The organism is Phytohabitans aurantiacus, assembly GCF_027923225.1.
GTDB classification, from domain to species: Bacteria; Actinomycetota; Actinomycetes; order Mycobacteriales; family Micromonosporaceae; genus Phytohabitans; species Phytohabitans aurantiacus.
In genome coordinates this window covers 82,358-97,587 of record NZ_BSDI01000032.1, presented here as the reverse complement: position 1 = coordinate 97,587, position 15,230 = coordinate 82,358, and the positions used below count along the sequence as shown (strand labels likewise).

12 protein-coding genes are annotated in these 15,230 nt (G+C 71.3%); 7 read left to right on the top strand and 5 right to left on the bottom strand.

Annotated elements, in window-relative coordinates; all coding sequences use genetic code 11:
- Window positions 1-6: 6 nt before the first annotated feature.
- Genes QMG73_RS28305 through QMG73_RS28290 form a run of 4 tightly spaced genes read left to right on the top strand, consistent with a single transcriptional unit; the run spans window position 7 to window position 4,514 of the window.
- A complete protein-coding gene (locus QMG73_RS28305; RefSeq protein WP_281900639.1) occupies window positions 7-594 on the top strand; it encodes a PadR family transcriptional regulator in 588 nt (195 codons plus the stop codon).
- Window positions 581-1,297, top strand: coding sequence for an ABC transporter ATP-binding protein (locus QMG73_RS28300; protein ID WP_281900637.1), 717 nt, complete (start codon window positions 581-583; stop codon window positions 1,295-1,297). The genes QMG73_RS28305 and QMG73_RS28300 overlap by 14 nt, the downstream gene beginning before the upstream one ends.
- Complete coding sequence (locus QMG73_RS28295; protein WP_281900635.1) at window positions 1,294-4,029, top strand: ABC transporter permease; 2,736 nt, start codon at window positions 1,294-1,296, stop codon at window positions 4,027-4,029. The genes QMG73_RS28300 and QMG73_RS28295 overlap by 4 nt, the downstream gene beginning before the upstream one ends.
- A 14-nt stretch (window positions 4,030-4,043) precedes the next feature.
- The gene (locus QMG73_RS28290; protein WP_281900633.1) at window positions 4,044-4,514 is read left to right on the top strand and encodes a nitroreductase/quinone reductase family protein; all 471 of its coding nucleotides are present in this window, start codon (window positions 4,044-4,046) and stop codon (window positions 4,512-4,514) included.
- Between the two features lie 60 nt (window positions 4,515-4,574).
- Here the strand turns inward: QMG73_RS28290 and QMG73_RS28285 are convergent, their stop codons facing one another.
- A complete protein-coding gene (locus QMG73_RS28285) occupies window positions 4,575-5,861 on the bottom strand; it encodes an NAD(P)/FAD-dependent oxidoreductase (protein ID WP_281900631.1) in 1,287 nt (428 codons plus the stop codon).
- A 54-nt stretch (window positions 5,862-5,915) separates the two neighbouring features.
- On the opposite strand from QMG73_RS28285, the gene QMG73_RS28280 reads away from it, so the two are divergent.
- Entirely contained in the window at window positions 5,916-6,611 is a 696-nt protein-coding gene (locus tag QMG73_RS28280) for an HAD family hydrolase (protein ID WP_281900629.1), read from the top strand.
- A 194-nt stretch (window positions 6,612-6,805) separates the two neighbouring features.
- Window positions 6,806-7,354: a hypothetical protein gene (locus QMG73_RS28275; protein WP_281900628.1), complete on the top strand. Its 549-nt coding sequence runs from the start codon at window positions 6,806-6,808 to the stop codon at window positions 7,352-7,354.
- Window positions 7,355-7,876: 522 nt separating this feature from the next.
- Here the strand turns inward: QMG73_RS28275 and QMG73_RS28270 are convergent.
- Complete coding sequence (locus QMG73_RS28270) at window positions 7,877-8,695, bottom strand: isoprenyl transferase (protein WP_281900626.1); 819 nt, start codon at window positions 8,693-8,695, stop codon at window positions 7,877-7,879.
- A gap of 2 nt (window positions 8,696-8,697) precedes the next feature.
- Complete coding sequence (recO, locus tag QMG73_RS28265) at window positions 8,698-9,444, bottom strand: DNA repair protein RecO (protein WP_281900625.1); 747 nt, start codon at window positions 9,442-9,444, stop codon at window positions 8,698-8,700.
- Window positions 9,445-9,530: 86 nt separating this feature from the next.
- Between recO and QMG73_RS28260 the strand changes: the two genes are divergently transcribed.
- Window positions 9,531-10,307, top strand: coding sequence for a DUF4097 family beta strand repeat-containing protein (locus QMG73_RS28260; RefSeq protein ID WP_281900623.1), 777 nt, complete (start codon window positions 9,531-9,533; stop codon window positions 10,305-10,307).
- Between the two features lie 517 nt (window positions 10,308-10,824).
- On the opposite strand, the gene QMG73_RS28255 is transcribed toward QMG73_RS28260, so the two are convergent.
- A complete protein-coding gene (locus QMG73_RS28255; protein ID WP_281900622.1) occupies window positions 10,825-14,919 on the bottom strand; it encodes a trypsin-like peptidase domain-containing protein in 4,095 nt (1,364 codons plus the stop codon).
- Window positions 14,920-14,926: 7 nt separating this feature from the next.
- Window positions 14,927-15,229 carry a CU044_2847 family protein gene (locus QMG73_RS28250; protein WP_281900621.1) on the bottom strand — a complete coding sequence of 101 codons (303 nt, stop codon included), beginning with the start codon at window positions 15,227-15,229 and terminating at the stop codon, window positions 14,927-14,929.
- Window position 15,230: the final 1 nt, after the last annotated feature.

Genomic DNA, 15,230 nt, shown 5'->3' with positions numbered 1-15,230 from the left:
GTAGCCATGTCCATCCGCCATGGCCTGCTCGCCCTGCTGGAGCGCGGCCCGATGTACGGCTACCAGCTCCGCGCCGCTTTCGAGGAGTCGACCGGCGCTACCTGGCCCCTCAACATCGGGCAGGTCTACACCACGCTCAATCGCCTGGAACGGGACGGCCTCGTCCGTCCGCTGCCGGAGAACGACGGGGGGCAGCGGCCGTACGAAATCACCGAAAATGGACGAGCCGACCTTGCGGTCTGGTTCGCCACCCCGATCAACCGCACCGACCGCCCGCGCGACGAGCTGGCGATCAAGCTGGCACTCGCGATCACGACCCCGGGGGTCGACGTGAAGACGGTGGTGCAGACCCAGCGCACCGCGACCATGCGCGCGCTGCAGGAGTACACGCGGCTCAAGACGCGTGGCGACGACGACCTTGACCTGCCCTGGCGGCTGGTGCTCGACGCCATGATCTTCCAGGCCGAGGCCGAGGTGCGGTGGCTCGACCACTGCGAGGCCAGCCTCGTCCGACATACGCGCACGCCCCGACCCACATCCGCAACGTCCCGCCCGGCGCCGGAACACAGCGAGGTGACGTATGAACGTTCTTGAGATCCGCGACGCGTATCGCACGCACGGCACCGGCGAGGCTTCCGTGCACGCGCTGCGCGGGGTCACGCTGACCGTCGCGCCGCGCGAGTTGGTGGCCGTGATGGGACCGTCCGGTTCGGGCAAGTCCACGCTGCTCAACCTCGCGGGCGGGCTCGACCGCCCCAGCCGCGGCGACGTGTTCGTCGAGGGCCAGCAGATCGGCGCCATGTCCCGGCGCCAGCTCGCCGCGATGCGTCGGCGCTCCATCGGGTACGTCTTCCAGGACCTGAACCTGCTGCCCAGCCTGACCGCCGCGGAAAACGTGGCGCTCCCCCTCGAACTGGACGGGGTAGGTGTACGCAAGGCGCGCCAGCAGGCCATCGCGGCGCTCGGCGAGGTCGGCCTGAGCGAGCTCGCGCCGCGCTTCCCCGACGAGATGTCCGGCGGCCAGCAGCAGCGCGTGGCCATCGCCCGCGCGCTGATCGGCGACCGGCGCCTCGTCCTGGCGGACGAGCCAACCGGCGCCCTGGACTCGCAGACCGGCGAGGCCGTGCTGCGCCTGTTGCGCACCCGCGTGGACGCGGGCGCCGCCGGTGTACTGGTCACACACGAGGCGCGGCACGCCGCCTGGGCCGACCGGGTGGTGTTCCTGCGTGACGGCGTCATCGTCGACACGTCCGGCCCGCTGACCGAGGCCGAACAGCTCCTCGAGCCCGCCTCATGAACGGTTTCGTGAGCGGCTGGCGCACCGCCCTGCGGATCGCCAGCCGCGAGGCGCGGCGGGCCAAGGGGCGCTCGGCACTCGTCGTCGCGATGATCATGCTGCCGGTACTGGCGCTGAGCTTCGCCGCCGCCAGCTACGACATGTTCGACCTCAGGCCCGAGGAGGAGGCCAACCGCGAACTCGGCAGCGCCGACGCGCTGGTCGAGTGGGCGTACAGCGGCCGGGTGGAGCAGTCCCCCACCGGCGACGCCTACGGCTCGGAGGGCGAGCCCCGCACGACCCCGATCAGCGGCACCGAGCTGCTCGGCGCGCTGCCCGCCGGCAGCCGGATCGTCCAGTCGCAGGAGGGGATCGTCGAGTTCCGCACCGCGACCGGGGTCGGCAACCTCAACTCGTACGGCATGGACGTGGCCGACCCGCTCGCCGCCGGGTACATCGAGCTGCTGGAAGGGCGCGCACCGTCCGGCGACGCCGAGGTGGCGATCACCAAGAACGCCGGGAAACGGCTGGACGCCGGGATCGGCGACACCATCCAGAACGCTGACCGCAGCCGCTCCTGGAAAGTCACCGGGTTCGTCGAGATCCCCTCCGGTCTCCACCAGAACGTGGTGTTCCCGAGCGGGAAGATGCCCACGCGCGCCGGGGAGTGGAGCGTGAACCGCTGGCTGTGGGACGCGCCAACCCCGGTCACGTGGACGCAGGTCAAACAGCTCAACGAGCGCGGCATGGTCATCAAGTCCCGCGCGGTCATACTCGACCCGCCACCCCCCAGCGAGATCGCCATCTCGTACGGCGAGGGCGATGCCAACGCCGAGGCGTTCGCCGTGGGCGGCCTGATCGCCGGTCTGGGCGTCCTCGAGGTGGTGCTGCTCGCCGGTCCGGCGTTCGCGGTGGGCGCGCGCCGCCGCCAGCGCGACCTCGCGCTCGTCGCCGCCAACGGCGGTACGCCGGCGCACCTGCGGCGCATCGTGCTGGCCGACGGTGTCGTGCTGGGCACGGTCGGCGCCGTCGCCGGGTTGGTGATCGGTGTACTGGCCGCGTTCGCGGGCCGCCCGCTGATCGAGGAGTACGTCATTCACGCGCGGGCCGGCGGGTACCGCATCTTCCCGCTCGCCCTGGCCGCCATCGCCGGAATAGCGGTCCTGACCGGGCTGCTCGCCGCGCTCGTGCCCGCGTTCACGGCTGCCCGCGCGGACGTGGTCGCCGCCCTGACCGGACGTCGCGGCGTCCTGCGCTCCCGCAAGCGGTGGCTGGTGCTCGGCATCGCGCTCACCGCGATCGGTACGGCGGCCGCGACGTTCGGCGCCTGGCGCGTCTCGTCGAACGTGATCCTGCTCGGCCTCATCGTCGGCGAACTCGGCCTGGTGCTCTGCACGCCGTCGCTGGTCGGGCTGATCGCCCGGCTCGGCCGGGTGCTGCCGCTCGCCCCGCGGATCGCCCTGCGCGACACCGCGCGCAACCGGGCCGCCTCCGCGCCGGCGATCGCCGCGGTCATGGCCGCGGTCGCGGGCAGCGTCGCCCTCGGCGTCGTGCTCACCGCTGACGAGGAGCGAAACCATCTCGGGTACCGGCCAACCCTGGTGACCGGAAACGCGCTGGTCCAGTACTACCCGATGAACCCAACCGACCCCGCGCAGAAGGCGCCGGACTTCGATCGGGTCACCGCGATCGTCAAGGACTCGCTACCGGCCTCCGAGGTCGTACCGATCGGGCGGGTGACCTGCCCCGGCGCGAAACCCGAGGAATCCTGCGGCGCCAGCCCTCGCATCCCCGAGGAGCGGGCCTGCCCGTGGATCGACGCGCCCGGGCCACTGAGCCGCGACGAGCAGCGGGCCGCCCGCAAGGACCCCCGGTGCGACGTGGCCACCTACACCTGGACCAGCGGCGGGTACGGGCTGGCGGTCGGCGGGCCGGAGGTGGTGAGCGCCCTGACCGGGGCCACCGGCGATGACCTCGCTCGGGCGAAGTCCACATTGGCGAACGGCGGCGTGCTCGTCGACGAGGCCAAGTACCTCGTGGACGGCAACGTGACCCTCGAGATCTACGACCCGTCCACCGACGGCACCATCACGCGGGACCGCCAGCAGAAGCTGCGCACCGTCACGGTGCCGGGGTACGCCATGACGACGGGAACGCCGCTGGCCGGCACGATCATCTCGCCGGCCGCGATCGCCAAAGTCGGATTCGGCCACGCGACGTATGGCGTCGTGGTCGCCACCAGCCGGATGCCGAGCCAGGCCGAACGGGACGGGCTGGCCGCCGGGCTCCGCGACCTGGACCCCGGCCTTCAGTCGATGGTGGAGACCGGGCCGCCGGCGAGCAGCGACGACCCGACGCTGCTGATCCTGGCCGCGGCGGCCGGGCTGATCACGCTCGGCGCGGCGAGCATCGCGACGGGCCTCGCGGCCGCGGATGGCCGCGCGGACCTGTCCACGCTCGCCGCGGTTGGTGCCAGTCCAGGGGTACGCCGGCGGCTGTCGCTGAGCCAGTCGGGCGTGATCGCCGGGCTCGGTTCGGTGCTCGGGGTACTCGCCGGCCTGGGCGCGTCGGCGGCGGTGCTGTACGCCTTCAACCAGGCCAGCGCGGACATGTGGCCGGGTGAGCAGCCGTACCCGATCGGCGTGCCGTGGGACTCGCTCGCGGTCGTACTGGTGGTACCGCTGCTCGCGATGCTCGGGGCGGGCCTGCTGACCCGCTCCCGGCTGCCAATCGAACGGCGCCGCATGACGTAGTTCACACTGTGCCGATGGCAGGCATCCGTTCCCTCGCCCGTCGGCTCGGTGGAGCCGCCTGGTTCGCCAACACCGGCCGGATCCTGGTGCCGGCCGACCGCCTGGTCGGCCGGCTCACCGGTGGTCGGGTCGTCGCGCTCGGCATCGTCCCGTCGCTGCTGCTCACCACCACCGGCCGGCGCTCCGGCCAGCCGCGCACCCAGCCGCTGCTGTTCGTCCGGGACGGCGACGGTTGGGTGGTGACCGGCTCGAACTGGGGCCAGACCCACCAGCCGGCCTGGGCGCTCAACCTGCTCGCCAACCCCCGGGCCACGGTGACGGTCAAGGGCCGCCAGGTACCGGTCGAGGCGCACCTTGCCACGGGCGCCGAGCGTGACCGCCTGTGGCAGTTGGTCACCACCGAGTGGCCGCCGTACGAGGCGTACGTGAAGCGGGCCGGCGGCCGCGACATCCACGTCTTCCGCCTCACCCCCACCAAATCGTGATCAGGGCGTCCCTCAAGTCGTTAGGACTACTTGAGGGACGCCCTGATCATGGCGGGCTGTCTAGGACGCGGAGGTCACGTCCAATCGGGTGGCCGACTCCGGTACGAGTCCTAATTGGACGGTCTGGCGTGGCAGGACGGCGTCGAGCGCCCAGTCGACGGCGGTGCGCAGCCGGTTGCCCGGCATCGCCAGCAGGTGGTAGCCCGACGTGACGAGCTTGGCGGGCAGCCCGGCGAGCGGTATCCGCAACGGGTTCGCGGTCGCCTGCCAGCCTCCGAGGTCCACGACGAACCCGAGATCGTTGTGCTTGTACGCCCGCTTCCTGCCCTGGCCGTACGACGCGGCGATGTTGCGCGCCACAAGCTTGCCCTGCCGGCTGGCGTGTTGCGCGGTCATCGTGGTTATCTCGCCGGGCCGGGTCAGGTCGGGCACCGCCGCCGCGTCGCCGCACGCGAAGACCTCCGGGTGACCGGGCACGTTGAGGTACTCGTCGACCACCAGCCGCCCCTTCGTGGTGGGCAGCCCGAGGTCGGCGACCAGCGGGTCCGGCCGCACGCCGACGCACCAGATCAGCGTGCGCGTCGACACGAAGGTGCCGTCGGTGAGGTGTACGCCGTCGTGGGTGGCCTCCTTGACCGAGGTACCCATGCGCACGTCCACGTCGCGCTCGCGCAGTACCCGGTCGGCGGTCCTCGACAACCGCTGGTCCAGCTCGGGCAGCACCCGGTCGGCCACGTCGAGCAGCATCCAGCGCACTGGCTGGTCGAGCAGCCGGCCATGGCCCTTGACCAGGTCACCGGTGAAGAGCGCGCCGTGCGCCGCCACCTCGGTACCCGTATAGCCGGCTCCGACCACGACGAACGTGCACCGGGCGGCGCGCTCGTCCGGGTCATCGGTCAGGTCGGCCATCTCGATCTGGCGGGTGACGTGGTCGCGCAGGTACAACGCCTCCGGCAGGCCGCGGAAGCCGTGCGCGTGCTCGGCGACCCCGGGGATCGGCAGCAGCTTGTTGACGCTGCCGGCGGCGAGCACGAGCCGGTTGTAGCTCAGATCGCGGTACCGGCCCTCGGCGTCGGCATAGATGACCTTGCGGCGCTCCAGGTCGATGCCGGACGCCTCGCCGAGCACCAGCCGCACGCCCGGCAGCGTCGCGGGCAGCGACACAGACACCCGCCGCGGCTCCAGGACACCGGTGGCCACCTCGGGCAGCAGCGGTACGTAGAGGAAGTAGTCGGTCGGGTTCAGCAGCACGATCTCGGCCGCGCCCCGTGCGAGCCTGCTCAGTTTGCGGGCTGCCTGGTACCCGGCGAAGCCGGCACCGATGATCACGATCTTTGGTCGGCTCATCTGCCCGCCCTACCCACGCCGTAGTGGATCAAACGTGCTGGCACTATCGAGGGCATGCGCCGCCTCGTCATGTGGGACATCGACCACACACTCATGTACGCCGGAGGGGTGGGACAGATTGCCTTCGGTGCCGCGTTCACCGCGGCCACCGGCATTCCGTACCGCGAAACGGCCCTGATGGCCGGGCGCACCGACCGCGACATCGCGGTGCAGACGTTCACGCTCCACGGCGTCGCGGACTATGAGCCACACCTCGACAGCTTCTTCGACGCGGTGATCGCCGAATTCCTGACCCGCCGCCACCTGGTACGCGAAAAGGGCTATCTGATGCCCGGCGTGCCCGACGTGCTGGCCGCGCTCGGCACCCAGCCGCACGTGGTGCAGACCCTCGTCACGGGAAACCTGCGGCCGATCGCCGAGGCCAAGCTCGCCGCGTTCGGGCTGACCGACCTGGTCGACGTGGAGATCGGCGGGTACGGCACCGAAGACGTCGTGCGCGCCACGCTCGTGCGGCGCAGCCTGGAACGCGCGATCGCGCGGCACGGCGAGTTCCAGCCCGCCGATGTACTGGTGGTCGGCGACACCGTGCACGACGTGACCGCCGCGCTGGCCAACGGCGTGACGGCGATCGCGGTCGCCACGGGCGGCACCATGGCCGCTGACCTGGCCGCCGCCGGGGCACACGTGGTACTCGACAACCTGGCCGACATCGATGCAGTCGTCCGTCTCCTGGCGGGCCCACCCGCCTAAGCCCGACGCCCTTTTTCGTCGATCAAGGGCGAATGCACGCGGTTTGATCTCAATCCGCGTGCATTTGCCCTTGATCGACGGGGTTGGCCTTGATCGCGGCACGGTCCGTACGGGTCCGGATGGTGGGCGTACTACCTGCGGGAAAGCGCCACCCCGTCCGAACAGCGAGGGTCGATCATGTTTTGATTGGTGACATGCCGGTACAGCCCGACCCCGACACTCGCCGTGAGCAGCCCACGCGGCGGCCAGCGGGGCCACGCACCAAGTGGGTGCCGGTGGAGGAGCTCTCGCCCCTGGCCCGCGCCCTGCTCAGCGACGATCTGGGCGGCCGCGACGTCGTACCGGCCCACGTGGCCAGCCGAGTGACAGCGCAGGCCGACGAGTGGAGCGCACACGGCTTCGACGCGGAGACCCTGCGCCCCTGGCAAGACATGGACCCGGCCACGGCCGCCTACCTGGTGGAGCGCGGCGTCGAGCCCCGCGTACTGGACCTGCCAGTTGCCGCCTTCGCGAACACCCGGCCAGTGCCACTCCGGCTAGCGATCACCACCGGCCGGATCACCGTCGAACGGGCGTACGAGCTGCTGGTCCTGACCGGCGAGCACCACGAGCCAGCGCCACCCGCCCTACGGTCACCGGTGACTCCCGAACCCCCACGCGCGACCGAATCCCCCAAATCGGCCGCAAAGGTCGCACCGGTCCTCTTCTCGCACGCCACGATCCCCACCGACGACCTCTCTTAGCTCGTCACGCGTTCCACACCGTATGTGCCACCCCGCGGCACCACTCCCGACCGGCGGCGTGCGGGCACCTGCTTGATCAAGCCTGGGCCGTTTCGCCGGCGCTGCCCCCTGCACACCCGCCGCGCCCGCGCGGCGGAACCGGTTCAGCTCCGTCGTGTCGCCGAGATTGGGACTTGATCAAGCGGCCCCAAGGTCGGTCACCGTTCTACCGAGGGGCTGTGAACGTTTATGGCTGCTGGAGCAGCCATAAACGTTCACAGCCCGAGTGACGGCAGCGCGAAAGGGGCAAACTGGTCGGTCCGGCGGGCGCGCGCGAGCGGCGCCCGGCGGACCGCGGCGATGGACCGTGACGCGACGCTGAATCGCCTAGCTCGCCGGCGCCGATCAAGGCGCTCTGCATGGATCAAGGGCGAACGCACGCGGAAAAGAGATCCAACCACGTGCATTCGCCCTTGATCGGCGACAAGACGGCGGCCTGCGGCCGCAACAGCGCGTGTCGCGCACCGCGCGGCACACGGTGGGTTAGGGCGCTGGTGGGGCTACGGGGTTGGGGAGGGCGCCGCCGAAGCGGCGGTCGCGTTGGGCGTACAGCTCGCAGGCGTACCACAGGTGGCGGCGGTCGAAGTCGGGCCAGAGCGTGTCGAGGAAGACCATCTCGGCGTACGCGCTCTGCCAGAGCAGGAAGTTCGACGTACGCTGCTCCCCCGACGGCCTCAGGAAGAGGTCCACCTCGGGCACCTCAGGGTGGTACAGGTAGCGCGCCATCATCTTCTCGTTGACCTTGTCAGGGTCGACCTTGCCCGCTGCCACGTCCCGCGCGATGGCGGCCGCCGCGTCGGCGATCTCGGCCTGGCCGCCGTAGTTGACACAGAACTGCAGGGTCAGCGTCGAATTTTGCCGCGACATCTCCTCGGCGGTCACCAGCTCGGAGATCACGCTCTTCCAGAGTCGCCCGGGCCGGCCCGACCACACGACCCGTACGCCCAGGTCGACCAGTTGGTCGCGGCGCCGGCGGATGACGTCGCGGTTGAAGCCCATCAGGAAGCGCACCTCGTCGGGCGAGCGCCGCCAGTTCTCGGTCGAGAACGCGTACGCCGACAGGTACGGGATGCCCAGCTCGATGGCGCCCTCGATGGCGTCGAAGAGCGAGTATTCGCCCTGCTCGTGCCCTTTTGTCCGGGGTAGACCGCGGTCCTTGGCCCATCGGCCGTTGCCGTCCATGACCATCGCCACGTGCCGCGGCAGGCTGTCTTTCGGCAGTGCCGGCGGGCGGGCACCCGACGGGTGCGGCGTGGGCGAGACGGGCTCCCGGCGGAGCGAACGGGAACGGGAACGGATCAAGGTCAACCCCTATCAACGAGCGGCAGCGAGCGTAACCCGCGCTCCAGGTGCCACTGCAAATGCGCCGCGACCAGGCCACTGCACTCCCGGCGGGTCGCGTTTTCGGTACCGTCGGCTATCCGCCAGTTGCCGGTCGCGAGCGCGGACATGAGGTCGATCGTGGCGGGTGCGGGGTGCGCCGCTCCCGGCGGCCGGCAGTCGGGGCAGACGGACCCGCCGGCGGGTACCGAGAACGCGCCGTGCCGCCCGGCGGTGCCGCAGACCGCGCACTCGGCCAGCGCGGGCGCCCAGCCGGCGAGCCCCATGCCGCGCAGCAGGTACGCGTCGAGGATCAGCGTGTTGGCGTGCGCGCCCTCGGCGAGCGCACGCAGGGCGCCCAGGGTCAGCAGGAACAGGCGCAGCGTCGGCTCGGACTCCACCGGGGTGAGCCGCTCGGCCGTCTCGGCGATCGCGCTGGCCGTCGTGTACCGGGGGTAGTCGTCGAGGAACCGTTTCGCGTACAGCTCGATGCCCTCGACCTGCCGCACGGTGTGCAGCCCCGTGCCCTCGGCGAGCTGCAGGTCGACATGCCCGAACGGCTCCAGCCGGCCACCGAACCGCGACGTGGTCCGCCGTACGCCTCGCGCCACCGCCCGGATGCGGCCGTGCCGGCGGGTCAGCAGCGTGATGATCCGGTCCGACTCGCCCAGCTTCTGCACGCGCAGCACCACCGCGTCGTCGCGGTAGAGCGGCTTGCTATATCCAGGCACGGAACCATTCTGCACCGATAAATCTCAGGGTCTTATCGGGTACTGATCCTGATGTGGCCTCCGGGCCGGCGGCATACGGTCCAGTCATGGTTTCCCGCGTGCTGCCCGCCGCCGTCCTGGGTGCGGCTCTGGTCGCCACGCTCGCCGCCTGCGGCGAGGTGGCCTACACCCGACTCGAGTTCAACGACACCGAAAACGTCGCGATCACGGAGATCCGCGTCGAGCCGGGCAGCGGCGACCTCACGGTGAAGACCGGCGACACCAAGCAGGTGGAGATCCGCCGCATGGTGCGATACCGCTCCAACGAGCCCGACACTCTGTACAAGATCGAGGGCACGACGCTGGTGCTCGCCACCGACTGCGGGAACTGGTGCTCGGTCACCTTCGAGGTGACGGCTCCGAAGGGCGTGGCGGTGCGGGGCGGCGGCGACTCCGGCAATGTCAACCTGTCCGGGGTGTCCACCGTGGACATGACAATCGACTCGGGCAACATCACGGTGACCGACGCGACCGGCAAGGTGACCGCCCAGACCGACTCGGGCAACGTGATCGTGAGGGGCGCGACGGGCGGTGTCGACCTGAAGACCGGCTCCGGCAACATCGACGCCGACCGGCTGGGCGGCCCGCAGAACACCGCGCGCGCCGACTCCGGCAACATCGGGCTCGAGCTCATCGCGCCCGGCGCGGTCACGGCCCAGGCCGACAGCGGCAACATCCGGGTACGCGTGCCGTCGGACAGCTACCAGGTCGATGCGCGCACCGACTCCGGACGCACCAACATCGAGGTGCCAGACCTTGCCGACGGCAAGCACCTACTGGACCTGAGCACCGACAGCGGCAACATCACGGTCAACACCGCCTAAAAGCCCAAGAGATTCCGAGCTACCGCGACGTCCGCGGCGGTCCATGCCGTTGCTCCCGCGGCCTCACCCTCCGCCGCCACACAACCCGCCGATCAAGAAGCCCTGGCGCTGCAGGCCACCCGCAGGTGGGTGAAAGAGGTGGCAACCCAGCCCGCGCCCGTCCTCCCCTCGGCCGCCGCCGCCCGCCCCGTGACGGCGTGTCGCCACGCCGGGCGCGCCGATCAAGGGCGAACGCACGCGGTTGGATCGCATTTCCGCGTGCATTTGCCCTTGATCCATGCAACTGCCCTTGATCGCGAAGGCCGCGCACGCCCCCACGGGCTCTTTCGTCGGAGGCCGCGCACGCGCCCCCATGGCATCCTGCGTCGGAGGCCGTGGGCCCCCAGCGGGCCTTTCGTCTCAGCCGCTTGCGGTGGCCGCGCGCGGCGATGGGCCTTGACGGATCTTGAGCGTGACTGGACGCGGAGGGTGAGGCCGCGGGAGCGACGGTCTGAGGCACGACGGGCATCGCGGCAGCTCAAATCCTGGTTTGGACCAGATCTCCCTCTGGGGCAGATCGTCCAGGGAGCGCGAGCGCCAGCAGGCCGCGGTCGAGTCCCAGGATCAGCGTCCCATCGACGTACCGGCAAGCGAGCGCCCGGTGATGCACCGGTATCGACCGGAGTGCCCTGCCCGTGGCCGGGTCCCAGAGCCGCACGGTGCGGTCGAGGCTGGTGGACGCCAGGAGTTGCCGGCCACCGTATGGCACCGGGCAGGCGCCGGTCACCGGGCCGCTGTGACCGGTAAAGCCCGGCAGCGGCCGCCCACCGTCCGGGTCCCAGAGCCGGATCACGCAGTCCGCGCCGGCGGAGACCAGCACCTCGCGGTCGTTGCTGGTGACGGCGCAGAGGGCGTTTACCGCGTCGTGGTGGCCGTGGTTCTCCCAGGCGCACCCGCCGTCGTGGTCCCACAGCCGCACGATGCCGTTCTTGTCGGCCGAAGCCAGCATCTGGCGACCGCGCACCGTCACCGCGGCCAGGGCGGTCACCCAGTTGCGGTGCCCGAGGAGCACGTCGCGCACGACACCGGAGCCCGGTTCCCAGACGCGGATCGTCTCGTCGTCGGCCGCCGATGCCAGGAGCGGGCGGCCGTCGACATCCAGCGCGCAGACGGCGTTGACCCGCTCGTGGTGCCCTTCGAGCGTGTACATGAAGTCGTCCGCGTCCAGGTCCCACATCGCCACGGCGGGGTTTTCGCTGGCCGCGACCAGCAGATAGCGACCCTCGTCGACGACGGAGCACACGTCGGTGCTGGCCGCGACGTGCGCGCGCAACTCGGCGCGGGCGGCACCGGTGCGCGGGTCCCAGAGTCGGACGGCCCCGTCGCTGCCCGCCGAGGCCACCGCGTCACCGGCGGCGGACGGCGCGGCGCACACCGCGGCGATCGGGCCTAGGTGACCGGTATCCATCACCTGCTCCGGCAGCAGCCCGGTCAGCGGATCCCACAGTCGTACCGTGCCGTCGTCACCGGCGGTGGCCAGGCGCTGGCGACCGCCGACCGGCAAGGCGCAGATCGCGCGGATCCAGTTGACGTGACCGCGAAGCTCGGGCAGCGGCTCGCCGGTCGCGGTGTCCCAGATCCGGATCACGCCGTCTTCTCCGGTCGAGCAGAGCAGGACCCGCCCATCGCTCTGCAGCGCGCACACGTCTGTGAGTGGGCCGGCGCCGACGTCGATCCGCCATTGCTGTGTGCCGGAGACCGGATCCCAGAGCCGGACCGTGCCGTCGTAGCCGGCCGAGGCGAGCAGAGCACCGCGTGGGGTGCCCACTTCGCAGAGGGTGGTGACCCAGCCGTCGTGCCCGGTGAGCGTCGCGAGGGCCTGCCCGCTCTCCGGATCCCACAGGCGGATCGTGCCGTCGAAACCCGTCGAGGCGACCATCCCATGTGGACCCGCCGCCACATGCGTGACGGCCGTGACCCATCCCGCGTGGCCGCGGAGCACGTGGAGGAGCGCGCCGGTGGCCGGATCCCAGAGCCGGACGGTCCGGTCGTCGCTGGCGGACGCGAGCAGGCTCCGCCCGCTTGCCATCGGCACGGCGCAGAGGTTGCGCACCCAGTCACCGTGCCCGTGCAGTGTGCGCACGTGCGCGCCCGTACGCGGGTCCCAGAGCCCGATGGTCGAGTCGTGCCCAGCGGTGGCGAGCAGCGTGCGGTTGCCGTCTCCGACCGCGTACACGCCTCGAATGCAGTCGTCGTGACAGTCGAGAACGCGTTCGGTCTGGCTGGTGAGCGGATCCCAGAGCCGCACGGTGCCGTCCTCGCCGGCCGATGCCAGGAAGCTGCGCCCGTCGGCCGGCACCGCGCAGACGTCGCAGACCGCGTCCGAGTGTCCTTCGAGGACGGTGCGTTCCAGGCGGGCGGGCGTGCGGGCCCAGCGCGCGAAGTAAGGCGCGTCGGGGCTCGGTTCGAGCATGCTGCCGAGCCCGTCGAGGCGATCGACGACGGAGAACAGAGCGGCCCGTTCGGCGGCGTCGGCGGTGACGGCGCTCGGCGTACGCTGCAGCAGCTGCGCCCGCGCCCGGCCCACGCCGGTCGCGGCGTCCTCGGCCGCCGGCAGCAGTCGCTCCAGGTTGGCGTGGAGCAGGTACTCGTGGTCGTTCAGCAGCGTGTCGATCTCGCGTGCGCGGGCGGCGTGCTGCGGTAGCGAGCGCAACAGGTACTCGGGCGCCTCCGCCCAGCCCGCGCGGTGACCGCAGCGCACCCAGGCGAAGAGCAGCTCCCGCTCGTCCACCCGCCGCGGCGAGACCTTGGCCCGGGCGCCGAGCAGCGCCTCGTTGAGCGCCTGGTGAAACAGGCGGTAGACGGGTGCGGTGGGGCTGCCGGTCTCGACCAGGAAGTTCGCCGCCGAACGCTGGGCGAACACCGCCAGCTCGTCCTCGGTCGCGCTGCCGCCGAGGGTGGCCACGGCGGCCCGCCACAGCGGCAGCGGCAGGCCGGGCGTCTCGGCGAAGGCGAGCGCCGTCAGCGCCAGGCGCGGGCTCGTCGTGCCGGCGTCGGGAAGCCCCGCGACGTACGAGTCGAGCGCGGCGCCAACGGTCGCCGCGAACGAGACCTGGTCGGGATCGACCGGCGCCGTGTCCCGCAGCGCCCGTGCCCGGGCGACAAGACCGGCAACGAGGAAGTTCCCCTCGGCCAGCATCGCTATCCGCCGGGCCACCGGCCCCGCGATCTCGTCTTCCGAGTACGGGCTGAGTGGCTCGCCCGCACCGACGCCGCGAAGGGTCGCCAGGGCGTAGTCGGCGAGATCGGCCTCGGTGAAGTACCGCACGTCGTCCAGGTCGACCAGCTCGATCGCCGATCCGAACTGGGTCAACAGGTCACCCGCGTCGTCGGCCCGCCGGGTGCCCACCACCACCTGCACGCCGAAACGAGCGCATCCCCGGGCGACCGGCAGGACCACGTCATGGACGAGTTGGCGCGCCTCGGACGTCGTGGCGGCTTCGTCGAGGGCGTCGATGACCACATTGAACCGTTCGGGCCGGCGGGCCAGCCGCTCCCGCAGGATGGGTGCCAGGTCGGCCGGCGTGACGGGAATGCTGACGGACGCGGCGCGCGCTATCTCGGCGGCCACCTCGCTCGCGGTCTTCCCCTTGGCGTGTACCGCACAGGCCACCGATCCGACTGTGGCCCGTACGGCGTCGTCGTCCGGGGCCAGGGACTCGCTGATGCGGCGGTCGGCCGTGGTGACGATGCGGCCGAGTACCGCCGACTTGCCGACCCCGGGCGAACCGGTGACCACCATCGGCCGCCCGTCGGGCGCGGCCAGGTCGAGCCACTCCACGAGGCGGCGCAGAGCGGCTGCCCGCCCACGGAACCGGTGCCCCCGCTCGGTGTCGCTGGCCACGCCACGGGCGCGCGGGAGCCAGTGCCGCCCCGCCTCCTGGTCGGTCGAGAGCATCCAGCCCCACGCCGAAAGCGCCGTGTCGTCGGCGTCTTCGGCACGCCAACCGGCCAATGTGGAGAGCTTCATGTCGGGCATGTGATTCTCTACATGAGACAGTGCCAGCGCGTGGCCATTGCCGGCCGTGGGACCGGTTTTCTCCGCCGCCACGACCAGCCCGACGACCGCCTCGTACTCGGCAGACCACAGTGGACTTCCACTGAAGCCGGGCGCGAGGACCGACTTGGAGTCGCGTTCGAGATGGATCAGCCCCTGCGCGAGCGGGTCACCCACGGTGCCCCGGGCCGAACTGCCGGATTCCGCGCCGTTCGGGAAGCCGAACGTCCACCATGCTCCGGCGGCGAGGTCGTCGGGGCTGACGCAGCGCAGCCGCGCGGGCGTGACACCGCCCGGTACCGGTTCCGCGAGCTCCAGGAGCACGACGTCGAGGTTGTGCTCGGGGCGCCCGTTGTGGAGGCACCGGCTCACCCGCCGGCGGTTGCTCCACGAGACCGTGGACGCCTTCGGAAACGCGATCCAGATCTCGTCGAGGAGCCCACCGTCCTTGAACACCACGTGCTCACAGGTCAGCACGAGCTTGTCGTCGATCACGACGCCGGCACCGATCGGGTGATGGTCGGCGGCCGTCGCGTGGATGGCGACGGTCCAGGGATCGGGCGGTGGCTTGGTCACCGCGACGTCACCGCGCCCCGGGCTGCCACGAAAGTGTGATCTGGAAGTTGCCCTCGCTCGCCGCCTTCGCCACGAGCCAGTCGACCGTGCCGGTCACCTTGACCCCGAACGTGATCTCGACGGCGTCGGGGCTCATCTGCCGGACCCGGTCCATCACCGCCATCGCCGCCTCGACCGCCGGACCCGCCGCTTCCCAGACCTTGCCCGCCACGTCACTGGGCCCGGCAGGGTGAAATCCCGGGGCTGGCTCGATCTCGAACTGGGCCACCGTTTCGCCGTCGACCCGGTAGCGGACGATCTCGGATGACATG